The organism is Luteimonas sp. 3794, assembly GCF_031456825.1.
Classification (GTDB): Bacteria; Pseudomonadota; Gammaproteobacteria; order Xanthomonadales; family Xanthomonadaceae; genus Luteimonas.
The window spans coordinates 238,571-261,110 of record NZ_JAVDVJ010000004.1 but is presented as its reverse complement, the minus strand read 5'-3'; the positions used below and the strand labels follow the sequence as shown (position 1 = coordinate 261,110).

General features: G+C 66.5%; 16 protein-coding genes. 9 read left to right on the top strand and 7 right to left on the bottom strand.

The genetic code is table 11. The features are described from left to right. Positions 1-387: 387 nt before the first annotated feature. Positions 388-1,254: an outer membrane protein assembly factor BamD gene (locus J2X52_RS09065; protein ID WP_310151849.1), complete on the bottom strand. Its 867-nt coding sequence runs from the start codon at positions 1,252-1,254 to the stop codon at positions 388-390. A 90-nt stretch (positions 1,255-1,344) separates the two neighbouring features. Between J2X52_RS09065 and rluD the strand changes: the two genes are divergently transcribed. Then, entirely contained in the window at positions 1,345-2,334 is a 990-nt protein-coding gene (gene rluD / locus J2X52_RS09060) for a 23S rRNA pseudouridine(1911/1915/1917) synthase RluD (RefSeq protein WP_310151846.1), read from the top strand. Next, entirely contained in the window at positions 2,331-3,095 is a 765-nt protein-coding gene (pgeF, locus tag J2X52_RS09055; protein ID WP_310151843.1) for a peptidoglycan editing factor PgeF, read from the top strand. Before rluD ends, pgeF begins: the two co-directional genes overlap by 4 nt. Positions 3,096-3,311: 216 nt before the next feature. Here pgeF and J2X52_RS09050 read toward each other — a convergent pair whose 3' ends face one another. Further along, on the bottom strand, positions 3,312-5,753 hold the full coding sequence (locus tag J2X52_RS09050) for a TonB-dependent receptor (RefSeq protein WP_310151839.1): 2,442 nt from the start codon (positions 5,751-5,753) through the stop codon (positions 3,312-3,314). A gap of 241 nt (positions 5,754-5,994) precedes the next feature. Here J2X52_RS09050 and J2X52_RS09045 point away from each other — a divergent pair, with 241 nt between their 5' ends. The 5 genes from J2X52_RS09045 (at position 5,995) to gloA (ending at position 11,859) form a co-directional block, all read left to right on the top strand. Then, a complete protein-coding gene (locus J2X52_RS09045) occupies positions 5,995-6,486 on the top strand; it encodes a DUF3574 domain-containing protein (protein WP_310151837.1) in 492 nt (163 codons plus the stop codon). 38 nt (positions 6,487-6,524) lie between these two features. Continuing rightward, positions 6,525-8,786: a TonB-dependent receptor gene (locus J2X52_RS09040; protein WP_310151834.1), complete on the top strand. Its 2,262-nt coding sequence runs from the start codon at positions 6,525-6,527 to the stop codon at positions 8,784-8,786. Positions 8,787-9,050: 264 nt separating this feature from the next. Continuing rightward, positions 9,051-10,658, top strand: coding sequence for a hypothetical protein (locus tag J2X52_RS09035; RefSeq protein ID WP_310151831.1), 1,608 nt, complete (start codon positions 9,051-9,053; stop codon positions 10,656-10,658). A gap of 55 nt (positions 10,659-10,713) precedes the next feature. Next, entirely contained in the window at positions 10,714-11,271 is a 558-nt protein-coding gene (locus J2X52_RS09030) for a DUF4166 domain-containing protein (protein WP_310151828.1), read from the top strand. Positions 11,272-11,328: 57 nt separating this feature from the next. Next, positions 11,329-11,859, top strand: coding sequence for a lactoylglutathione lyase (gene gloA, locus J2X52_RS09025; RefSeq protein WP_310151825.1), 531 nt, complete (start codon positions 11,329-11,331; stop codon positions 11,857-11,859). A 450-nt stretch (positions 11,860-12,309) separates the two neighbouring features. On the opposite strand, the gene J2X52_RS09020 is transcribed toward gloA, so the two are convergent. The 3 genes from J2X52_RS09020 to otsB are packed head-to-tail and all read right to left on the bottom strand — an operon-like array spanning position 12,310 to position 16,282. After that, positions 12,310-13,683 carry a trehalose-6-phosphate synthase gene (locus J2X52_RS09020; RefSeq protein WP_310151823.1) on the bottom strand — a complete coding sequence of 458 codons (1,374 nt, stop codon included), beginning with the start codon at positions 13,681-13,683 and terminating at the stop codon, positions 12,310-12,312. Then, positions 13,680-15,470 (bottom strand): glycoside hydrolase family 15 protein, encoded by a 1,791-nt coding sequence (locus J2X52_RS09015; RefSeq protein ID WP_310151821.1) that lies wholly within the window; start codon positions 15,468-15,470, stop codon positions 13,680-13,682. The genes J2X52_RS09020 and J2X52_RS09015 overlap by 4 nt, the downstream gene beginning before the upstream one ends. Continuing rightward, entirely contained in the window at positions 15,467-16,282 is an 816-nt protein-coding gene (gene otsB / locus J2X52_RS09010) for a trehalose-phosphatase (RefSeq protein WP_310151817.1), read from the bottom strand. Before otsB ends, J2X52_RS09015 begins: the two co-directional genes overlap by 4 nt. Before the next feature lie 34 nt (positions 16,283-16,316). On the opposite strand from otsB, the gene J2X52_RS09005 reads away from it, so the two are divergent. Then, positions 16,317-16,781 (top strand): thiol-disulfide oxidoreductase DCC family protein, encoded by a 465-nt coding sequence (locus J2X52_RS09005; RefSeq protein ID WP_310151813.1) that lies wholly within the window; start codon positions 16,317-16,319, stop codon positions 16,779-16,781. A 1,255-nt stretch (positions 16,782-18,036) separates the two neighbouring features. Here the strand turns inward: J2X52_RS09005 and J2X52_RS09000 are convergent. Both J2X52_RS09000 and J2X52_RS08995 read right to left on the bottom strand, forming a co-directional pair. Continuing rightward, a complete protein-coding gene (locus tag J2X52_RS09000) occupies positions 18,037-18,558 on the bottom strand; it encodes a hypothetical protein (protein WP_310151810.1) in 522 nt (173 codons plus the stop codon). A 431-nt stretch (positions 18,559-18,989) separates the two neighbouring features. Beyond that, the gene (locus tag J2X52_RS08995) at positions 18,990-19,715 is read right to left on the bottom strand and encodes a glutathione S-transferase (RefSeq protein ID WP_310151808.1); all 726 of its coding nucleotides are present in this window, start codon (positions 19,713-19,715) and stop codon (positions 18,990-18,992) included. A gap of 189 nt (positions 19,716-19,904) precedes the next feature. Here J2X52_RS08995 and clpB point away from each other — a divergent pair, with 189 nt between their 5' ends. Beyond that, the gene (gene clpB, locus J2X52_RS08990) at positions 19,905-22,514 is read left to right on the top strand and encodes an ATP-dependent chaperone ClpB (protein ID WP_310151805.1); all 2,610 of its coding nucleotides are present in this window, start codon (positions 19,905-19,907) and stop codon (positions 22,512-22,514) included. Positions 22,515-22,540: the final 26 nt, after the last annotated feature.

The following is a 22,540-nucleotide window of genomic DNA, read 5'->3' as shown; positions in this document are numbered from 1 at the left end:
CGAGCCGATGCGATGAAGCCGCATCGGTGCCCTCCGCTCCTCGCCTGACGCGGCACGCAGCCCAAACTCGCTGCGCTCAGACATGGGCTGCTCTTTGGCCCCGCCAGGCTCCGGTGCTCGGCTCGCTCTACGGCTCGATTCAAGTCAAAAGCTGAGAGCCAAAGCCAAAGCCAAAGCCAAAGCCAAAGCCAAAGCCAAATCCAAAGCCAAATCCAAATCCAAATCCAAATCCAAATCCAAATCCAAATCCAAATCCAAAGACAGCGAACGCAGGCCGGCGAAGGCCGAACGGATGCTGCAGGCCTACCGTTGCCAGGTCGACACCGCAAACCCCAAAAAGCAGAACGCCGCCCGAAGGCGGCGTTCTAAAGACCTGCAACCCGAAGCTCAGTCGCGATCGTTGTCGATCGCGGTGCGCTCGCTGGCGAAGGGGTTGAGGCGACGGATCTTCCACGGCTCGTTCGGCCACTTGCCGGTCAGCGACGGGTGATCGGGCTCGTTCTGCTCCAGCACGCGACGCGCATCCGCGGCCAGTGTGTCGTTGCCGAGGTTGGCGTAGCTCGCCGCGAGCAGGGCGACCGCATCGTTCTGGTACTCGCTCTGCGGGTAGGTTTCGAGCAGGTAGGTCGCGCGCTGCGCAGCGGCCACGTAGGCCTCGCGGCGCAGGTAGTACAGGCCGGTCTCGATCTCGTGACGCGCGAAGGTGTTGCGCAGCGTCGCCATGCGGGCGCGCGCATCGGCGGCGTAACGGCTGTTCGGATAGCGGTCGGCCACCGTGTTGAAGTCCGCGTAGGCCTGGTTGGGCGAAGCGAGATCACGGCGGCTGCTGTCCAGGCTCCACACGCGCTGCAGGAACACCGTGTCGCGGTTGGAGTTCACCAGGCCGCGCAGGTAGTACATGTAGGGGATGTTGCGGTGCGTGGGGTAGGTGCGGATGAAGCGGTCGATGCCCGAGATCGCTTCCTCGTTGTTGCCCATCTTGTAATTGGCATACGCGGTCTCGACCAGCGCCTGCTCGGTGTAGGGGCCGTAGGGGTACTGGGCGACCAGGCGGCGGAACGAATTGGCGCCGTTGCTCCAGTTGCCCTTGCGCATCGAGTCGTGGCCCTTCTGGTAGAGCTCGGCGACGGGCACGCCTTCGTTCTCGTCGTCCTTGGTGTTGCGGGAGCAGCCCGCGGCGACCATGACGACCAGCAGCAGGAGCAGCGAAGTGCGGGCCAGGGCGCGGATCGGCGAGGCGAGGCGTGGGGTCATGAGGGCGTTTGGGCGTATGGACACGAAGCGCGGATAATACCAGTCCGGGTGGATCGCCCGGCTTTCCCCGCCTGAACCCGAGCCGTCCCGATGCAGCAAGACCCCAGCGACCTCTCCGACCAGCGCACCGCCACGGTGCCGGATGCCGCGGCAGGGCGCCGTTTCGACGCCGTGCTCGCCGAGCTCTTCCCCCAGTACTCCCGCTCCAAGCTGACCACCTGGATCAAATCCGGCGAGGTGCTGCTCAACGGTGAGGTGCCGCGGCCGCGCGATGCGGTGGTGGGCGGGGAGACCGTCAGCCTGAACGTCGTGCTCGAGACCCAGACCACGGCCGAGCCGCAGGACATACCGCTGTCGGTGCTGTTCGAGGACGACCAAGTGATCGTGGTCGACAAGCCGGCCGGGCTGGTCGTGCACCCGGGCGCCGGCAATTACGACGGCACCCTGGTCAATGCGCTACTGTTCCGCGATGCCTCGCTGGCGACGCTGCCGCGCGCGGGCATCGTGCACCGGCTCGACAAGGATACCTCGGGCGTCATGGTGGTCGCGCGCACACTCGAAGCGCACAACGCGCTGGTCGAGCAGCTGTCGGCGCGCGACGTGCATCGCCAGTACCTGGCCGTCGTCGTCGGCGCGCTGGTCTCGGGCGGCACCGCGGATGCGCCGATCGACCGTCACCCGCGCGACCGCCTGCGCATGGGCGTGCGCGAGGACGGGCGCGAAGCCGTGACCCATTACCGTCTGCGCGAACGTTTCCGCGCGCACACCGCGCTCGAATGCCGGCTCGAGACCGGCCGCACGCATCAGATCCGCGTGCACATGGCGCATCTGCGGCATTCGATCCTCGGCGACCCGCTCTACGGCGGCTCGCTCAAATTGCCCAAGGGCGCGTCGGACGAGATGATCGCGACTCTGCGCGGCTTCCGCCGCCAGGCGCTGCACGCGGAAACGCTGGAGTTCAAGCACCCGGTCACCGGCGAGGCCGTGCGCTGCAGCGCGCCGCTGCCTGAGGACATGCAAATGTTGCTGAAGGTGCTGCGTGCGGACGCAATCCAGCACGCGGAGATGGGCCGCCGGTGAGCGCACTGCTGCACGCCGACTGGCCTGCGCCGCGCGGCGTGCAGGCGCTGACGACGCTGCGCCATGGGGCGGGTGTGTCGCAGGCCCCGTTCGACAGTTTCAATCTCGGCAATCATCGCAGCGCCGCCGGTGACGCACCGGACGCGGTCGCGCGCAATCGCGACGCGCTGGTCGACATTGCCGGCCTGCCATCGCCGCCGCACTGGCTGCAGCAGGTGCACGGCGTCGAGGTCGCGCGCTTCGTGGCGCCGGCGGGCGATGCGCAGCAGGCGCTGGTGGAGGCCGATGCGTCGGTGACCTCGGAAGCGGGTGTGGTGCTCGCGATCCTGACCGCGGACTGCCTGCCGGTGGTGTTCGCCGCCGATGACGGCAGTGAAATCGGCGCGGCGCATGCGGGTTGGCGTGGTCTCGCGGCGGGCGTGCTGGAAGCGACCGTCGCGGCGATGCGCACGTCGCCGACGCAGGTGCGGGTATGGCTCGGGCCGGCCGCGGGACCGGCGTCGTACGAAATCGGGGCCGAGGTGCGTGATGCGTTCGTCGCGGGCGATCCGGGTGCGGATGCTGCGTTCGTCGCCACGCGTGCCGGGCACTGGGGCCTCGATCTGTACGCGCTCGCGCGCCGGCGTCTCGAAGCGGTGGGGATTCGCGCTGATGCGATCCATGGCGGCGACCGCGACACGATCGCCGAGCCTGAGGCGTTCTTCTCGCATCGTCGAGACCAGCGCACGGGGCGGATCGCGACGCTGGTGTGGATGGCCTGAGGCTTCTAAAGCTTGGCTCGCCAGCCCCAATTGACCCAGCACCTCTCCCTCAGGGAGAGAGCCTGCCCCGGACCTGATCCGGGGTCGACGCGCAGAGCGCGTCGGGTGTGGGTTCGGACTCTACCGGAGCGCATAGAACAAAGCGCCCTCATCCGCCCTTCGGGCACCTTCTCCCGGAGGGAGAAGGAAAAATGCGGTGAAGCCCCGACTCCAACCTCAGAACGCGTAACGCACCCGCGTGTAGTAATACGCACCGCTGCTGCCGATACCCGACAGCACGTCGTAGGGCAGGTTGCCGAAGTAGAAGATGTCCTCGTTCGACAGGTCGGCGTATTCGTCGGTCAGGTTCTGGCCGCCGATCGCGAGCGTCCACTTGTCACCGAGGCGCACTTCGGCTTCCGCGTCGAGCTGCCACTTCGCGCCGTAGACCTGCTCGGGTTCGAAGCCGCCGCCGAAGTTGAAGACGCGCTTGGTGCTGCCGTGGCGGGTGACGCGGGCGAGCAGATTGAGGCGATCGTTCCCCCAGCTGCCGGTGAAGGCAGAACGCGTGCGCGGCGCGGCGTCGGTCAGCGTGTTGCTTTCCTCGACGCCGAACAGCACCGCGTCCGGCACTACTGCCGACAGTGCGGCAGGCGTCGCGATGACACGCTTGATCTCGGTGTCCGCATAACTCCAGGTGCCCGTCAACAGCAGTGAGCCGCCGGCCAGCGGATGCCGCCAGTTGGCGACGGCCTCGGCGCCGCGCGTGCGCGTGTCGGCGGCATTGGTGAAGAAGCTGACGCTCTGCACACCCGGCACACCGAATTCGGCGTCGATGAAATCGGTTAGCGCATCGCTGGTGATCGCTTCCGACAGCGCGACGCGGTCGTCGATGTCGATCTGGAACAGATCAAGGGAGAAGTCGAAGTTCTCACCGATCTGGCTGGTGAAACCGAGACTGGCGTTGATCGACTGCTCGGGCGTGAGGTCGGTCGCGCCGAGTGCGCGGGCGATCGGGCTGTTGACCGACAGCAGGCGACTCTGGATCAGCTGGCCGGCGGCGTTGTAGCCGGTGCCGGTGGATTCGTAGCCGATCTGGCCGAGCGATGGCGCGCGGAAGTTCTTCGACAGCGCGCCGCGCAACGCGAACGCCGGCACGAATGCGTAACGCGCGGCGAGCTTGCCGGTGACTTCGCCGCCGAAGTCGCTGTAGTGCTCGTAGCGCACTGCGGCATCGGTGCTGAGCTTCTCGCCGAAACTGCTCGACATGCTGGCGTAGACACTGGCGACATCGCGGTCGAGGTCAGCCTCGTCTTGCGGGGTCAGGCCGCCGCCGGCCTGCGAACCCGTCGGGCGATCGGTGAACGGGCCGGCCGCGTAGCTCGCCGGATCGCCGGCGCCGGTCTCGTAGTTCTCGACGCGGAACTCCACGCCGGTGGCGAAGGTGTGCAGATTGTCGCCCTGCGCGAACAGGCGGCTGACGTCGACATTGGCCAGCGTCTGGTCGAACGCGTAATCGCCGGTCTTGAAGCGCGTCGGGCTGGATGGACCCAGCGAGGCATTGATCGAATCGCGCAGGCGATAGGTGAATTCGTTGCGGCCGTGGTTGAGGCTGGCGTCGACATCCCACTCGCCCCACTGCGCGCGCACGCCGGCGACGCCGGCGATGTCGAGGTTTTCGCCGATCGACACGGGGCGGAAGCCGTTCGGATACACCTCGAGCCAGTTCGCTTCGCCATCGGGATAGCGGAAATAGTTCGCGCCTTCGGTGTCGCGCTGGATGTAGGTGCCGAACGCGTAGAACGTTGCAGCGTCGCCGAGCGCGATCTCGGTATTGAACCAGCCGCTGATGTCCTTGGACGCGCCGTTGCCGGCCTGGTAGTTGCGCCGGCCCTGCAGTTCGAGATTGCGCGGCGTCTGGTCCCAAGGCGGAATCTGGTCGAAACCGGCGCGGTTGGTCGGCGAGAGTTCCTTGTATTCCAGGCCCACGCGCAGGAAGCCGTCGTCGCCGAGCGCGGTGCCGACCTTCGCCGCGAGTGACGCACTCTGGCCGTCGGTGATGCGCTGGTCGGTGGGTTCGAACTTCGTGTGGTGCGCGCCGTAGCTGGCTTCGATCGCGCCGCCATCGCCGGCGTCGTCGAGGATGATGTTGATCACGCCCGCGACCGCATCGGCGCCGTACTGCGCGCCGGCGCCGTCGCGCAGGACTTCGATGCGCTTGATCGCGCTGAGGGGGATGGCGTTGAAGTCGACCGGCGTGGTGCCACGTCCGGTCTTCGAGCCCGTGGTCACCAGCGACGACACATGCCGGCGCTTGCCGTTGATCAGCACCAGCACCTGGTCCGGGGAGAGGCCGCGTAACTGCGCGGCGCGGATATGGTCGGCGCCGCCGGAGTTCGACTGGCGCGGGATGTTGAACGACGGCAGCAGGGCCTGCAGCGCAGCGCCGAGTTCGCCGTTGACCGCGCCGGCGCGGCGCAGGTCGTCTTCGTCGAGCACGTCGATCGGCGAGGTCGATTCGAGCACCGTGCGATCGGTCGCGCGGGTACCGGTGACGATGACGGCATCCAGACGCGTCGCGCCGTCGTTTGGCGTGGACTGTGCGAACGCGGGCGCGCCCAGGGCGAAGGCGATGGCGGCGGCGAGCGACGCGGCCGCGCGGCGGGGAGACTGCGACATGGAGATTCCTGTGCGGACGAAAGAGGCGTCGCACGGCATCGGACTCCGCCGGCGGAACCGGGGGGAGGTGCGTGCGGAGTCCGATGCCGGCGACGCGCGGCCGCGGTGGCCGGCCGTCATTAGTCGCAGAACATGCTCGATGCGTCCATCCGGATAAAGCGATACAGTGTTGCGGCAGCGCAACAATTTCCGCCCTTGCGGCTCCCTACGATGGCGGGCCGCCGTTCTCCAGGAAGTCTCCATGGCCCTTCATTTCGCCAACGCCCGCGTTCTGCCGCCGCTGCTGGCGGCACTGTGCCTGGCTGCGTGCGCGGGCACCCCGTCGATGGGCGCACTGCCGTCCGCCTCGGTCGCCACCGCCGCCTATCACGGTGATGCAGGGCGACCTGCAGAGGGCAAGGGTTGGGTACGCACCGAACTGTATTTCGCGACCGGCCAGTGGAACGCTTCGCCCGAGGACGCCGCCGCCGCCGAGCAGCGCTGGCTCGACTTTCTCGACCGCGAGGTCACGCCGCGCTTCCCCAGCGGACTGAGCGTGCTTGATGTCTATGGGCAATGGTTGCCGCCGGGGGCGACCACGCCGTCGCGCCTGCGCTCCAAGGAGCTGGTTGTGCATCATCCCGACACGCCGGAACAGGCGGCGGCGATCGAGGCGATCCGCGTCGCCTGGAAGCAGGAAACCGGCCACCTGTCGGTGCTGCGCTCGCAGTTGCACGCCGACGTTTCGTTCTGACCATCCCGCGTCACAGCCTGCCCGCCGAGGTGTTCCCTATGTCGTCCAGCCGCGCCCGCCAGACCGCGTTCCGTCCTGCCCGCCTTGCCCTCGCGCTCGCGTGCGCCCTGCCGATGACGGGGTTCGCGCAAGATGCGGCCACGCCGGCCGCCGCGACGCAGGAACGCGCCGCCACGCTCGATGCGGTGCAGGTCACCGCCCAGCGCCGCGTGGAGAACATCCAGGACGTGCCGGTGTCGATCACCACGCTCGATGCGGAGAAGCTCGGCGTGCTCGGCAGCGGCGGCACCGACATCCGCTTCCTGTCCGGCCGTGTGCCCAGCCTCAACATCGAGTCGAGCTACGGCCGCGCCTTCCCGCGCTTCTACATCCGTGGCCTCGGCAATACCGACTTCGATCTCAATGCCTCGCAGCCGGTCTCGCTGATCTACGACGACGTGGTGCTGGAGAATCCGCTGCTGAAGGGCTTCCCGGTGTTCGACATCGCTGGCGTCGAAGTACTGCGCGGCCCGCAGGGCACGCTGTTCGGCCGCAACACGCCGGCCGGCGTGGTGAAGTTCGACTCGGTGCGTCCGAGCCAGGACTTTGAGGGTTACGGCAAGGTGGCCTACGGCAGCGACAACATGTGGAACTTCGAAGGCGCGGTCGGTGGCGCGCTGACCGAGCGCTGGTCGGCGCGTGTGTCGGCGCTGTACCAGCGCCGCGACGATTCGGTGCGCAACACCCTGGCCGGCGCGCCCAACGACGGCTTCGAGGGCTACGACGAATCCGCCGCGCGCGTGCAGTTCCTCTACGAGGGCGACGGCTTCGAAGGCCTGTTCAACCTGCATCGCCGCGATCTCAACGGCACCGCGCGCCTGTTCCGCGCGAACCTCGTCGAGCCGGGCAGCAACCGCTTCGTGCCGGGTTTCGACCGCGATTCGGTCTCGGTCGACGGCGTCAACTTCTCCGACCTCGAAACCTGGGGCGGCAGCGCCCGTCTGCGCTGGGATTTCGGCCAGTACAGCCTGTATTCGATCACCGGTTACGAGACGCTGGAATCCTTGAACCGCGGCGACATCGACGGCGGTTATGGCGCGGCGTTCCTGCCCGATTCGGGGCCCGGTTTCATTCCGTTCGCGGCAGAATCGGCCGACGGCATTCCCGAGCACAAGCAGATCACCCAGGAAGTGCGCATCGAGTCGAATCTCGACGGCCCCTTCGACTGGCAGGCCGGCGCGTTCTGGTTCCGCGAGGAACTGACCGTCGACAGCCTCAACTACGATTCCCTCGCGCCCGGCAATCCGCAGACCGGCCACGCCGTGCAGGAACAGCGCAATACCGCCTGGGCGCTGTTCGCCTCTGGCGAATACGACGTCAGCGAGAAGCTCAAGCTGCGCGGCGGCCTGCGCTACACGCAGGACAAGAAGGACTTCAGCGCCAGCGTGCTGCAGGCGGTGCCATTCGGCACGCCGGTCGGCGGCCCGTTCTTCGAGACCACCGATGTCGACGACATCAGCTGGGATGCCAGTGCGGTCTACGAGATCAACGACGACGTCAACGTCTACGGCCGTGTCGCCAAGGGCTTTCGCGCACCGTCGATCCAGGGCCGGCTCGCGTTCGGCGGCATCTCGGTCGCCGATTCGGAAGAAGTGGTTTCGTACGAGGTCGGCGTCAAGGCGGACCTGTGGGATCGCCGCGGCCGCATCGGCTTCAACCTGTTCCGCTACAACGTCGACGGCCAGCAGCTGATTGCCGTGGGCGGTGCGACCAACCAGGCGATCCTGCTCAACGCCGACAAGTCGATCGGGCAGGGCGCCGAACTCGACCTGCAGGCCTGGCTGACCGACACGCTGCTGGTGACCTGGGGCACGAGCTACAACGACACCGAGATCCGTGACCCGAACCTCGCGGTCGCGGTCTGCGGCGGCGGTTGCACCGTGACCGATCCGACCGTGGACGGCTTCGCCCTCGTCGACGGCAACCCGCTGCCGCAGGCGCCGAAGTGGATCCACAACCTCACCGCGCGCTGGGCCACGCCGGTCGGCGACGACGCCGAGTTCTACGTCTACACCGACTGGGCCTACCGCGGCCAGGTCAACTTCTTCCTGTACGAATCGCCGGAATTCCGCGGCCGCTCGACGCTGGAAGGCGGCCTGCGCGTGGGCACGAACTGGAACCAGGGCACCTACGATCTCGCCGTGTTCGGCCGCAACATCACCGACAGCACGCGCATCGTCGGCGGCATCGACTTCAACAACCTGACCGGCTTCATCAACGAACCGCGGACCTGGGGTGTGGAGTTCACGGCGAGGTTCTGAGGGGCATCGATGGACCCGTCAGGAGTTTTTGTGACGGGCCTTTTCGCGCTCGCTGGAGCAAGCGAGCGCGCGTCCGAACTTATCGAAGCCTGATCCCGTCGTTCCAGCGAAAGCTGGAACCCATTTTGATCCTCGCCTTTGCATGTTGTTCCGCGAAGGACACGTTGAAGCAAGATCAAAATGGATGACCGGACGTTCGTCCGTTAGAAGCCCGGCTTCCGCCGGAATGACGGTGTAGAGATTCCAACCAATTCCGGGAAACCGATGTCCACCGCCGCAGCTTCCACTCACCGCACCCGCTTGTTTGTCCCCGGCGACATCAACGGCTTTTTCGGCCTCGTCGTCGACAACCTCTCGATCCTTGGCTTCATCGCCGCGGCGCTGGTCGGGATCTTCGGCGTGCCGGCCGACATCGTGTTCGGGCGCATGTTCCCGGGCACGGCCTTCGGCGTGCTGGTCGGCAACCTGATGTACACGTGGATGGCGCGCGGCCTCGCGCAGCGCACCGGCCGCGACGATGTCACCGCGATGCCGCTCGGCCTCGATGCGCCGACCAGCATCGGCATGGCGCTGCTGGTGCTCGGCCCGGCATTCGTCGCGTTCCGGCAGCAGGGCATGGACGCGAATGCGGCCGGCATCGCCACCTGGCAACTCGGCATGGCGTCGTTGGTGGTGATGGGCGCGCTGAAGCTGATGCTGTCGTTCGCCGGCGACTGGATCACCCGTGTGGTACCGCGCGCGGCGCTGCTGGGCTCGATCGGCGGCGCGGCGCTGATGCTGCTCGGCTTCCTGCCGCTGATCGAAACGCTGCGCTCGCCGGTGGCCGGCTTCGCGACGCTCGGCCTGCTGCTGTACGTGCTGGTCGCGCGTGGGCCGGTGCCGCTGCGCCTGCCCGGCGTGCCGTTCGCCCTGCTCGTCGGGCTCGCGCTGTATTACGGCCTCGGTCTCGCCGGTCTGTCGCCGGGTTTCGCGTTGCCCGATGCCAACTGGCCCGCGCCGGCACTGCCGTGGCCGAATCTCGGCTTCGTCGAAGGCCTGCCCGCGACGTTGCCATATCTGTCGCTGCTGCTGCCGTTCGGCCTGCTGATGGTCGTCGGCGGCATCAACGTCAGCGAGAGCGCGCGCGCGGCCGGCGACGACTACCGCACGCGCGACGTGCTGCTGGTCGAGGCCGTGTCGACGCTGGTCGCCGGCGTCTGTGGCGGTGTCGCGCAGACCACGCCCTACATCGGACAGCCGGCCTACAAGCACATGGGTGCGCGTACCGGTTACACGCTGCTGACGGGTCTGTTCATCGGCATCGGCGGCATGCTCGGCCTCGTCTCCGGCCTGGTGCAGTGGCTGCCGGTCGCGGTGCTCGCGCCGATCATCGTCTTCGTTGGCATCGACATCACCGTGCAGGCGTTCCACAGCACCAGGCGCGAACACGCGATCGCGGTGTCGCTGGCGTTCCTGCCGGCGATCGCCTACCTGCTCAACATCAAGTTCGGCAATCCGGCGTGGATCGATCCCGAGCGGATGGCCGCGCTGTACGCGCAGGTCGATGCCGGTCACGGCCTGCCGGAGATGGCGACGATCGTCGTGCTCGGCAACGGCTTCATCATCACCGCCATGCTGTGGGCGACCGCGCTGGTCGCACTGGTCGACCGGCGGTCCGGGGTCGCGGTCGCGACCTTGCTGGCAGCCGCCGTGGCCACGCTGTTCGGCGTGATCCATTCGGTGCATCCGACCGGCGCGCTGGTGCTGCCGTGGCAGCTCGACGGCCTGCGCCAGGCGATCGCGTTCCAGTTCGCCGCCGCCTATACGGTGCTCGCGGTGCTGGTCGGGCTGCTGGCACTTCAACGGCAGTCGACGCCGCCCACTCCGGACTGATCGCACCGGGCCTGCAGGCGCTATCCTGCGCCGCCCGGATCCGACCTGCCGCGCGATGACGCCGACCCTCTACCAGACCCTGCTCGGCGCCGCGTTCTTCCGCCTGCCCGACGCCTTGCGCGCGCTGCACGGCGTGCACGGCACGGCGCGCTACACGGGCGAGGTGACGGTCGTGCGCGGCACCGGGCTGCTGGCCCGCCTCTGCGGGCGTCTGGCGGGCATGCCGAGGGCGATGACCGGGGCGCCGATCACGGTCGACTTCGCCAGTGGTCCGCAGGGCGAGGTCTGGTCGCGCGTGTTCGGCGCCCCGCCGAAGGCCTCGCGTATGCGCTCGCGCCTCTCGCATCGCGATGGCGAGTTGCGCGAGCGCATCGGGCCAGTGCACTTCCGGTTCGTGCTGCATACCTGGGACGGCACGATCTTCTGGAACGTCGCCGGGGCGCGGCTGCTCGGCTTGGTGCCGCTGCCGGCCGCGCTGTTCCGCGACATCCGCTGCAACGAACGGGACGTCGACGGGCGCTACGCGTTCGAGATCGAAGCCGCGCTACCGCTGGCCGGGGCGGTGGTGCGCTACCACGGCTGGCTGCTGCCCGAGTCCGCCGACGCCGCGTGACCGCGGCCTTGCGGCAGCTTCGCCGATAATGGACGGCCCCTCACAGGAAGCCGTGCCATGACCGCACACACCCTTGCCGACCTCGCCAGCGTGCCGGGCGTCGCCCCGCGCGACGCCGCGACCCGCGCCTTCGTGTTCAACCACACCATGCTGCGGATCAAGGACCCGGTGGCGTCGCTCGAGTTCTACACCCGCGTGCTCGGCTTCACCCTGGTGCGCAAGGCCGATTTCGAGCAGGCGAAGTTCTCGCTGTTCTTCCTCGCCCTGGTCGACGACACCGCCGGCATTCCCGACGACGAAGACGCACGCCGCGAATGGCTCGCGCGCCAGCCGGGCGTGCTCGAACTCACCCACAACCACGGCACCGAATCGCAGGACGGCCCGGTCTACCACGACGGCAACAGCGACCCGCGCGGCTTCGGCCACATCTGCGTCAGCGTGCCGGACGTGCGCGCGGCGTGTGCGCGATTCGAGGAACTCGGCGTGCCGTTCCAGAAGCGCCTGACCGACGGCACGATGAAGTCGATCGCCTTCATCAAGGACCCGGACGGGTATTGGGTCGAGATCATCCAGCCAGCGAAGCTTTGATGTCGGCTGCCTACCAAGACGTGAGGCCATCGGCCGCAGGGGTATGACGCGTTGGCCCCTCTCCCTCCGGGAGAGGGGAGGACCATCGGCGGAGCCGATGGTGGGGTGAGGGGTGGGGCTTTACCGATGTTTTGCGCTTTTCGGCAGAGCGCCAAAAGCGCCCTCACCCCAACCCCTCTCCCAAGAGGAGAGGGGCTCAGAGCAGACGCGGCTCATTTTGGCGGGGCGCTTCGAACTCCACCCGCTGCCCCAGTGGACCAACACCTCTCCCTCCGGAAGAGAGCCTGCCCCGGACCCGATCCGGGGTCGACGCACGCAGTGCGTCGGGTGAGGGTTAAACGTCAGCAGTAACGCCTGCCGATCCGCGGCATCGCGAACTAGACGATCAACCTTCGAGCGCGGAAGATGACGGGTTTACTTCACTCTAACCATCTTGCGAAACGCGACAGCTCAGCGCCGCGTCGCTGCCAGCCGCGACAGGAAATCCTTCCGCCACGCGTGGATGTCGTATTCGCGGATCCGCGTGATCATCGACTGCCAGCGCTCGCGTCGTGCTTCCAGCGGCATCGTCATCGCCGCCGCAATCGCGTCGGCCACACCGTCGCTGTCGAAGGGATTGACCAACAGCGCGCCGTCGAGTTCGCGCGCGGCGCCGGCGAAGATCGACAGCACCAGCGCGCCGGGATTCTCAGGGTCCTGCGCGGCCACGTATTCCTTCGCGACCAGGTTCATGCCGTCGCGCAGCGGGGTGACCAGCGCCATGCGCGAAAGACGGTAGAAACCGGTCAGCGCGGGATGCGGGTAGGTACGGTTGACGTAGCGGACAGGCGTCCAGTCGGGATCGGCATGGGCGCCATTGATGTGGCCGGCGTATTGTTCGAGTTCGCGGCGCAGGGCGCGGTAGCTGGCAACGCCGCCGCGTGAGACCGGGGCGATCTGCAGGTAGGTCAACTTGCCGTGCTGGTCGGTGTGGCGCTCGAAGAAGCGCTGGATTGCGCGGAAGCGCTCTGGCAGACCTTTGGAGTAGTCGAGCCGGTCGACACCGATCGCCAGCGCACGGCCGTTGAGGCTCCCCTGCATGCGCTTCGTCGCCGCACTGCGCGCCGCCGTCTCGGCCAGCGATTCGATCACACCCGCATCGATGCCGATCGGAAACGCAGCTGCGGTGAACTGACGGCCGTCGTGGTCACGCAGATCCCCCTGGCCGGCCACCTGGCCGCCGCGGAACAGGCGGATGTAATCCTGGAAGCGTTCCAGGTCGCGCTCGGTCTGGAAGCCGACGAGATCGTAGGACGACAGTGCGCCGAAGGTCTTCTCGTGGTGCGGCAGGCCGGCGACGATGTCGGCCGACGGAAACGGCACATGCAGAAAGAAGCCGATACGCGCGCCGACACCACGCTTGCGCAATTCCTGCGCCAGCGGGAACAGGTGGTAGTCCTGCACCCAGACGATGTCGTCGTCGCGCAGTTCCTTCGACAGCTTCTCGGCGAACAGTGCGTTGACCCCGCGATAAGCCGCCTGGGTCAGTGCGTTGTAGTCGACGAGATCGAGCCGGAAGTGCAGTAGCGGCCACAGCGTGCGGTTGGAGAAGCCGTTGTAGTAACCCTCGTAGTCCTCGCGAGAGAGGTCGACGGTCAGATACTCGATGCCGTCCGCGTCCTGCCGGTGCATGTCGCCCGAATGCGCGCGTGCGACCTTGCCGCTCCAGCCGAACCACAGGCCGCCGGTTTCCTGCAGCGCCGCGTCCAGTGCGGTCGCGAGGCCACCGTTCTGGCTGGCGCCGGGCAGCGCGACGCGGTTGGAAACGACGACCAGGCGGCTCACGCGGCCTCCTGCCAGGACCGCGACAACCGCATCGCCGCCATGATCAGGCCGACGTGCGAATAGGTCTGCGGGAAGTTGCCCCAGGCCTCGCCGGTCTCGAACGAGAGATCTTCCGACAGCAGCCCGAGATGGTTGCGGCGCGACAGCAGGGTCTCGAACAGTTGCCGCGCCTCGTGCGTACGACCGATCGACGCCAGCGCGTCGATGTACCAGAACGTGCAGATGGTGAAACTGGTCTCGGGCGTGCCGAAATCGTCGGGCGTGACGTAGCGGAACAGGCCGTCGCCATGCCGCAGGGATTTTCCGATCGCCTCGACCGTACCGATGAAGCGCGGATCTTCCGGAGTCACGAAACCGAGGTCGGCCAGCAGCAGCAGCGAAGCGTCGAGCCGGTCGCCGCCAAAGGCATCGGCGAAGTGACCGAGCTGGGCGTTCCACGCTTCGCCGAGAATCCGTTCGCGCATGCCGTCGGCGCGCTCACGCCAGTAGCGGATGCGGTCTTCGATGCCGAGCTGCCCGGCGATGCGCGCCAGACGGTCGCAGGCTGCCCAGCACATCACCGCCGAATAAGTGTGCACATGCGCCTTGCCGCGGAATTCCCACAGGCCGGCGTCGGGCTGATCGAAGAGCTTGAACGCGAGTTCGCCCAGCGGTTCGAGCTTGCGGAACGTCGCCTCGTCGCCGCGATGCTCCAGACGGCGGTCGAAGAACAGTTGCGTCGAGGCGAGCACGACGCTGCCGTAGGTATCGTGCTGGCGCTGCACATAGGCGAGGTTGCCGCGGCGCACGGGGCCCATGCCGCGATAACCGTCCAGCGCCGGCATCGTTTCTTCGGTGAGTTCGTGTTCGAAACCGATGCCGTAGAGCGGCTGCATGTCGCCGTCGTCGCTGACCGTCAGATTGAAGATGTAGCGGATGTACTCCTCCATCGTCCGCGTCGCGCCGAGACGGTTGAGCGCACGCACGACGAAGGCCGAGTCGCGGACCCAGCAATAACGGTAGTCCCAGTTGCGCTCGGTGTCGGCGGCCTCGGGAATCGAGGTCGTCATCGCCGCGATGATGCCGCCGCTGTCTTCGTACTGGCACAGCTTCAGCGTGATCGCACTGCGGATCACTGCCTCCTGGAAGTCGAGCGGGATCGACAGGTAGCGCACCCACTCGCGCCAGTAGTTCGTCGTGCGGTGGATCGCGTCACGCACGAATTCCGGCAGCGGCTGGGTCAGGGTCTCGTCGGGGCCCAGCAGGAAATGCAGGTCGCGGTCGAGCACGAAGGGCAGGCCGTCGCGCAGCAGGCGGATCGGCAGATCGGTCGTCGCGCGCAGGTTGAAACCCGGCAGCACGTAGCGGATGTGGTTGCTGCCCCAGGTGCTGTCGGGCACGCGCGCGCCCCAGTCGGCGAGCGGGCGCAACAGCACGCGGATGCGCGGGCTGCCCGACAGCAGGCGCACGCGCCGCATCAGCATCACCGGGCGATAGAAGCGGTCGTGCTGGCGCCAGCGCGGCGCGAAGTCGGTGATCTCCAGCGACGCACCGTGACGGTCGTACAGCACGGTGCGCAGGATCGCGGTGTTCTCGACATAGCTCTGCTCGCTGCGTTCGAAATCGTCGAGTTCGATCGACCAGTCGCCGTGGCCTTCTTTGGGTGACAGCAGGGCGCAGAACGCGGGATCGCCATCGAAGGCCGGCAGGCAGGACCACACCAGACGCGCGTTGCGGTCGAAAAGCGCGCCGAAACTGCCGTTGCCGACGAGGCCGAGGTCGAGGCTGGGGGCGAGCGGTTGGGTCATCGTGAGGTCTCCGGGTTCGGGTCTGCGGGCACACCAAGCCACGCATGGACTGCGGCAGGATCGGACAGACGGAAGCGGGCGGCGCTGCCGGCGCGATCGCCGACCAACACGCTGATGCCCCCATTGGCGTTGACGGCGCAGAAGCCCGGCTCGTCGGTGAGGTCGTCGCCGGCGAACACCGGCACGCGGCCGGCGAACGGTGCCTCTTTCAGGAACGCGAGAATCGCGCTGCCCTTGTCGGCATGGCGCGGGCGCAGTTCGATCACGTGGTCGCCGGGCTGCAACTGGTAGTCGGGCAGTCCGCTGAGCGCACCGGCGGCGAACGCACGCAGCGCGAGTTCGGCAGCGGCCTTGTGCTCGGGCGCGACCATCCGCCAGTGCAGACCCAGCGCCGCGCCCTTGTCTTCGACCAGCGCGCCCGGGTGGGCGTCGACCAGCGCGATGGCGGCGTCGCGTGCACGCACCAGCGCAGGCGGTGCGTCGCTCGCGACGCCGGTGTGTCCGAGACGGCGCCGTTCCACGCCGTGCAGCCCGGCGGCGGCGAACACCCGGGGCGCGAACAGTTGGTCGAGCGTGGCGAGATTGCGACCGCTGACCAGGGCTAGCGCACCGCCGAGCGTCTGTTGCAGCACGGTCAGACGCGCGAGCAGCGCAGGCGGCACTTCGACCGCATCGGGTCGCGGCGCGAACGGCAGCAGGCAGCCGTCGACATCGAGAAAGAGGGCCGCGTCGGCCGGCAGTGGCGGCGGCGGTGGCAGCGCGGTCGCGGCCGGTTCGGGGACGGGCAGGGTGGCTTCCGGTGGTTGGCGCATTGCAGCATGATGGCTACGCGTCCGGAAAACCGATGTGAACTCCCTCAGCCCACCCGCGTCCTCTACTGCATCGCACGACGGTCCCATTGTCGTGTTCGATGGTGTCTGCGTGCTGTGCAGCGGCTGGGTGCGCTTTCTGCTGCGCCACGATCGCCGTGCAGGTTTCAGGTTCGCTGCGATGCAGGACCCCGTGGGCCACGATCTGCTGGTCGCGCATGGGATCGATCCGACGGATCCGGTGTCGTTCCTACTGGTTGATGGCGATGCCGCTTGGCATGACAGCGACGGGGTCATCGAAGTGCTGCAGCATCTAGGTGGCCTGTGGCGCGCTGCGGGTGTGCTGCGTGTTGTGCCGCGCGCTTTGCGCGATCCGGCCTATCGCCTGCTCGCGCGCAACCGGTATCGCATGTTCGGGCGCCGGGAGACGTGCATGGTGGCGCCGGCCGAGGTGCGCGCGCGGTTTCTGCAAGCCCGAACAGGCGTCAGCCGGGCCCGATGACGCGTGCGGGAGGGCTGCTTGTCGTCGGACTAGTAGCGAACGCAGCGAGACCGACACTCCGCGCCAGTGTTTGTGCCCTGGAACTAGGTTTTCCCGCCGGCATCGGCCTGGGTCTGCGCGTCCTTGTCCATCGTCAGAATCGCCCGCAGGCAATCCGTGGCGAGCTCGGCGCTGTGCAGTGCCGTACCCATCAGTCCGGCACGCCTTAGGCAATGAGGCTGCGGACAGCGCGGGTGCGGGCCAGCCGGCGGCGCAGCTCACCGATGTAGCCCTTGATGCGCGTAAGCCCGTCGACAGGGTGCTGTAACGACCGGCCGCAGGTCGTGCGCACCTCGCCGATCAGTCACTTTTGGCGCGCAGCCTCAGCGTCCGCCAGCTTCTGCTGGAGGTCGGTGCGCTCTTCGGGCGTGAATGCGGCTACGCGGTCTCATCGGTGAGCCGGGGCCACAAAAGCCTCGCGCGATGGCGGGGCTTGTGATTTCAGCGGCGAGCACTGCCGCTGAGTGATTCTTGTCAGATCATGTCTGGACGCGACAGGGCGTCGAGCAACTGCTCCTGCGATCCTCACCGCCTAGTCATGGGGACTTTCGATGCGTGCAATCAGCAGTGATAAGTGCCAATTGGGCGCAGCCAACAGACTGAAGTACATCTTCCGTAAGCAAAGACAGGCACGCAACGAGCGTACCTGCCGACACTGGCGATCAGAGGAGCACGCCTCTCGAACGGGGAAGAATTAGATTACGGGTCGATGATAGGCTCCACATCACCCACGTCGCCCACCGATCCTCGTCCAGATTGGGATCGCATACCGTACAGCCTCCCCCATTCGACCCCCCATCGCCACCAAGCCCTGGAGGCGTATAGCCGCCGTCACCCCCACCACCAGGCTGAGTGATCGGGACAGGCGTACTACCTAAGAACCCCCCACTGTGTGTGCGCGTATACGTCACGCAATGAGTTGAGTTACAGATAACAAACTTATCGCCAGCTACACGCGTATTCCGAGTCGACGCATACCAGTTTCCTCCGTTCTGATCTTCGTCATGCCAAGCGAGGAATGCTGCGGTTGGAGCATCCATGGTGGGGGTTTGGAGCAAACAGGAAGAAACGCATGTGTACGGGCCGTACACTTCCGGGTTACCCCCGGAGCCAGCTACCACAAAAAACTGCAGAGCCAACCAACGCCGCCGTAAAAATTCCGAGCCCAACTGCCTTGCCAGATCTCAGGGTCATAATAATCCTTTATGTTTTTCCGTTAATGCCCGTCACAACAGCGACCATGTATTGATCTTGCTAGATCGTCGGCACGAAGCTGTTCGTTTGCAGGGAGCAAGCCCCGAAGGTGGTTCAACATGTCTCCTGGCATTACGCCCGGCATTGAAAGATCAACTGCTTTGTAATAAGCATACGAGTTGACGGGGCTACGCTCCATCATCCAGCCTGATTCGTATGCCCTGGCAATCCAGATCATCGATTCTATGTTGCCGTTAGCAGCCAGATCCGACATGTAGCGCACCGATTTTCGCTTGTACTCTTCGAGACCCTGTGGGTCGCGAATCATCTCCGCTGCACTAGGGAAGAAGGCGTCGACATCCGTGGCATAGATCAGTTTCGCCTCGAGGGATCCGCCGGCAGCAGCTTTATCCAGCCAATAGCCGCGCGTACTGAAATCAGAAGATCCATCAGTTCTGCAGTCAGCGATTTCGTCTGCACTGCGCTTTTCAAACTGATCGCCTGCACCCATTGCCTCATAGATCGCGATCTCCTGCGCGTTCACACTCTTGTGCGAAGCCGAGTAGCAGACATCCTGCTTGCGATACAGCGCCAGAGAAGCGCGTAAATCTCCGGAATTCGCGCGCGGTACGAGCTCGCGTACCGCGTCGTCAACTGCCCCCTCAGGAACTTTTACGCGATCCGCCTCTTCGAGAACGTATGGCGCTCTACCTGTAGTAGGGTGCGAACTGCCTATGCTTTGAAGCCCGCTAATGGCTCCGTTTTGGATTGGCCCGTCAACGGCTACCGTTATTGAGCGGTCTAGCTGACCGCCCCTTTGAGTGGATCCCGGCCCGTAGGCCAAAACGATGAAGCCCATTGCGACACAAACGCACACGACAACAAATAGTGAATTTCTGCTCAAATAATAACTCCAGATCGCCTGTCCGGTGGAACTATGACATACCGTAGATGTAGACAGGAGGCGCCGCAGCCTTACAAGGCAGCAGGATTGGTAATCCCCCCATCCAGCTCCGGGTAATGCCGGAAGATCCCGTTGGTGTTGAACGCCAGCCTGCGCTCAGAGGCCAGATACGCGGCGATGTTCGGCCGCTCGGCGATCCGGCTCTCAAGCTTGCGCAAATGAGGGATTTTCGGGGCCAGCGCCGCCATCGCCTCGGGATACGCGTAGTCGAGCCCGCGCACGATCTGGAACAGCGACAGGTCGACGTAGGAATGGGCGCCCAGTGCATGGCCGTTGCCGCGTCCGACCACCTGTTCGAAATAACCGAGGAACTTCGGCAGCCGGTGCGTACGCAGATCCACGGCGCGACGCGTCGCCGCGTCCTTCTGGTCCTCGTAGTATTCGGCGCTGGCAATCGGATGGTGGCTGTCGTGGATCTCGGTCACCAGGTCGGCAATGGTGAGCTGCAGTTGCAGCGCCTGCAGTCGCGCGGCTTCGCCTTCGGGCACCAGATCGAGCCGGGGGCCGAGGAAGTGCAGGATGTTGGCGACCTGGGCCACGACGAGATTGCCGGATGCCAGGAACGGCGGGGCGAATGGACGGGCGCCGTCCCGCTCGCCGTCGAGGAAGGGCTGCAGCGCCTCATCGCCCGCTTCCTGGGCGACATCGACATAGCGTGCGCCGGCGTCCTCCAGGGCAAGCCGGACGAACTCGCCGCGCCCTTGGATGCCGGTCCAGTAGTAGAGCTGGTAATCCATGTGCCGCTCCGGGATGGGGAAGGCGTACCGTAGGGCTGGCCCCGCAAGCATCGGGTGAGCGCCCCGGCAGGACTCCGTCGACGCAGGGGTCCGTCGCAGGCCCGTCCGCGCTTGCAACCCGCGGCTTCGACCGCATCTGAGAGACATTGCCGGCGTCTGCCGGCCCTTCATGATCCCGAGGATTCCCCGATGCGGATGGACAAGCTCACCTCGCGTTTCCAGCAGGCGCTGAGCGACGCGCAGTCGCTGGCCGTGGGCCGCGACCACAATTTCATCGAACCGGTGCACCTGCTGCTGGCGCTGCTCGACCAGCAGGGCGGCGGCACGAGGCCGCTGCTGGGCCAGGCCGGCGTCAACGTGCCGGTGCTGCGCGAACGCCTGACCGAGGCGATGGAGCGGCTGCCCAAGGTCACGGGGCAGGCCGGCCAGCTGTCGGTCGGCAACGATCTGTCGCGCCTGCTCAACGTTACCGACAAGCTGGCCCAGCAGCGCGGTGATGCGTTCATCGCCTCCGAACTGTTCGTGCTGGCCGCGCTCGACGACAGCGGCGACGCCGGCAAGGCGCTCAAGGCCGCCGGCGCCGACAAGGCGCGGCTTGAAGCCGCGATCACGAAGGTGCGCGGCGGCGAGAGCGTCAAGGACGAGAACGCCGAGGACGCGCGTCAGGCGCTGGAGAAGTACACGATCGATCTGACCGCACGCGCCGAGAGCGGCAAGCTCGATCCGGTGGTCGGTCGTGACGAGGAGATCCGTCGCACGATCCAGGTGCTGCAGCGCCGGACCAAAAACAATCCCGTGCTGATCGGCGAGCCGGGCGTGGGCAAGACCGCAATCGTCGAAGGCCTGGCCCAGCGCATCATCAACAACGAAGTGCCCGAAGGCCTGCGCGGCAAGCGCGTGCTGTCGCTCGACATGGGCGCGCTGATCGCCGGTGCGAAGTACCGCGGCGAATTCGAGGAGCGCCTCAAGGGCGTGCTCAACGATCTGTCGAAGAACGAAGGCCAGATCATCCTCTTCATCGACGAGCTGCACACGATGGTCGGCGCCGGCAAGGCCGAAGGCTCGATGGACGCCGGCAACATGTTGAAACCTGCGCTCGCGCGCGGCGAATTGCACTGCATCGGCGCGACCACGCTCGACGAGTACCGCAAATACGTCGAGAAGGACGCTGCGCTGGAGCGTCGCTTCCAGAAGGTGTTCGTCGGCGAGCCGAGCGTCGAGGACACGATTGCGATCCTGCGCGGCCTCAAGGAACGCTACGCGGTGCACCACGGCGTCGAGATCACCGATCCGGCGATCGTCGCCGCGGCCACGCTGTCGAACCGCTACATCGCCGACCGCCAGCTGCCGGACAAGGCCATCGACCTGATGGACGAGGCCGCCTCGCGTATCCGCATGGAGATCGACTCCAAGCCCGAGGAGCTCGACCGCAAGGAACGCCGGCTGATCCAGCTCAAGATCCAGCGCGAGGCGCTGAAGAAGGAGAAGGACGCGGAGTCGAAGCAGCGCCTGGCGGATCTCGAAGCCGAGATCGCCACGCTCGAGCGCGCCTACAACGACATGGAGGAAATCTGGAAGGCAGAGAAGGCCAGCGTGCAGGGCGCGACGAAGATCAAGGAGCAGATCGAGACGGCCAAGCACGATCTCGAATCCGCGCAGCGCACCCAGGATTACGCGCGCATGAGCGAGATCCAGTACGGGCGCATCCCGGAACTCGAGAAGCAGTTGCAGGCTGCGCAGGAGGCCGAAACCCAGGGCTTCACCCTGTTGCAGGACAAGGTGACCGCGGAAGAGATCGCTCAGGTGGTCGCGCGCTGGACCGGCATTCCGGTCAGCAAGATGCTCGAGGGCGAACGCGAAAAGCTGCTGGCGATGGAGTCGCAACTGCACACGCGCGTGATCGGCCAGGAAGAAGCGATCAAGGTCGTGTCCGATTCAGTGCGCCGCTCGCGCGCGGGCCTCAGCGATCCCGATCGTCCGACCGGCTCGTTCCTGTTCCTCGGCCCGACCGGCGTGGGCAAGACCGAGCTGTGCAAGGCGCTGGCCGAGTTCCTGTTCGACAGCCAGGACGCGATGGTGCGCATCGACATGAGCGAGTTCATGGAGAAGCACTCGGTCGCGCGTCTGATCGGAGCCCCCCCGGGTTACGTCGGCTACGAGGAAGGCGGCTATCTCACCGAGGCCGTGCGGCGTCGGCCCTACAGCGTGATCCTGCTCGACGAGGTGGAGAAGGCGCATCCGGACGTCTTCAACATCCTGCTGCAGGTGCTCGACGACGGCCGTCTGACCGATGGACAGGGCCGCACGGTCGACTTCCGCAACGTCGTGATCGTGATGACCTCGAACCTCGGCTCGCACCAGATCCAGGAAATGAGCGAGCGCGGCACCGACGCCGACAGCGCCGAGGGCTACACGCAGATGAAGGCCGCGGTGATGGGTGTGGTGCAGGCGCATTTCCGCCCGGAGTTCATCAACCGGCTCGACGACATCGTCGTGTTCCACCCGCTGCAGAAAGCGCAGATCCGCGAGATCGCGAAGATCCAGCTGCGCGGCCTGGACAAGCGTCTGGCCGAACGCGGGCTGCGCATCGAGCTGTCGGACGCCGCCTTCGATCTGCTCGGCAATATCGGTTTCGACCCGGTCTACGGTGCGCGTCCGCTCAAGCGCGCGATCCAGCAGCAGCTGGAGAACCCGCTGGCGCAGCGCATCCTGTCGGGCGCGTTCGTCAGCGGCGACACCATCCGCGTCGATGTCACTGGCGGTGCACTGGAGTTTCGAAACGATGAGTTGCGGCTCTGAAAAAACACCGCATCCGAAGGGCGGCT

Bases quoted from the DNA above. Each gene is read 5' to 3' on its own strand.
- J2X52_RS09065 (WP_310151849.1), bottom strand. From the start codon at position 1,254: ATGACCCCACGCCTCGCCTCGCCGATCCGCGCCCTGGCCCGCACTTCG.
- rluD (WP_310151846.1), top strand. From the start codon at position 1,345: ATGCAGCAAGACCCCAGCGACCTCTCCGACCAGCGCACCGCCACGGTG.
- J2X52_RS09050 (WP_310151839.1), bottom strand. From the start codon at position 5,753: ATGTCGCAGTCTCCCCGCCGCGCGGCCGCGTCGCTCGCCGCCGCCATC.
- J2X52_RS09045 (WP_310151837.1), top strand. From the start codon at position 5,995: ATGGCCCTTCATTTCGCCAACGCCCGCGTTCTGCCGCCGCTGCTGGCG.
- J2X52_RS09040 (WP_310151834.1), top strand. From the start codon at position 6,525: ATGTCGTCCAGCCGCGCCCGCCAGACCGCGTTCCGTCCTGCCCGCCTT.
- J2X52_RS09035 (WP_310151831.1), top strand. From the start codon at position 9,051: ATGTCCACCGCCGCAGCTTCCACTCACCGCACCCGCTTGTTTGTCCCC.
- J2X52_RS09030 (WP_310151828.1), top strand. From the start codon at position 10,714: ATGACGCCGACCCTCTACCAGACCCTGCTCGGCGCCGCGTTCTTCCGC.
- gloA (WP_310151825.1), top strand. From the start codon at position 11,329: ATGACCGCACACACCCTTGCCGACCTCGCCAGCGTGCCGGGCGTCGCC.
- J2X52_RS09015 (WP_310151821.1), bottom strand. From the start codon at position 15,470: ATGACCCAACCGCTCGCCCCCAGCCTCGACCTCGGCCTCGTCGGCAAC.
- otsB (WP_310151817.1), bottom strand. From the start codon at position 16,282: ATGCGCCAACCACCGGAAGCCACCCTGCCCGTCCCCGAACCGGCCGCG.
- J2X52_RS08995 (WP_310151808.1), bottom strand. From the start codon at position 19,715: ATGGATTACCAGCTCTACTACTGGACCGGCATCCAAGGGCGCGGCGAG.
- clpB (WP_310151805.1), top strand. From the start codon at position 19,905: ATGCGGATGGACAAGCTCACCTCGCGTTTCCAGCAGGCGCTGAGCGAC.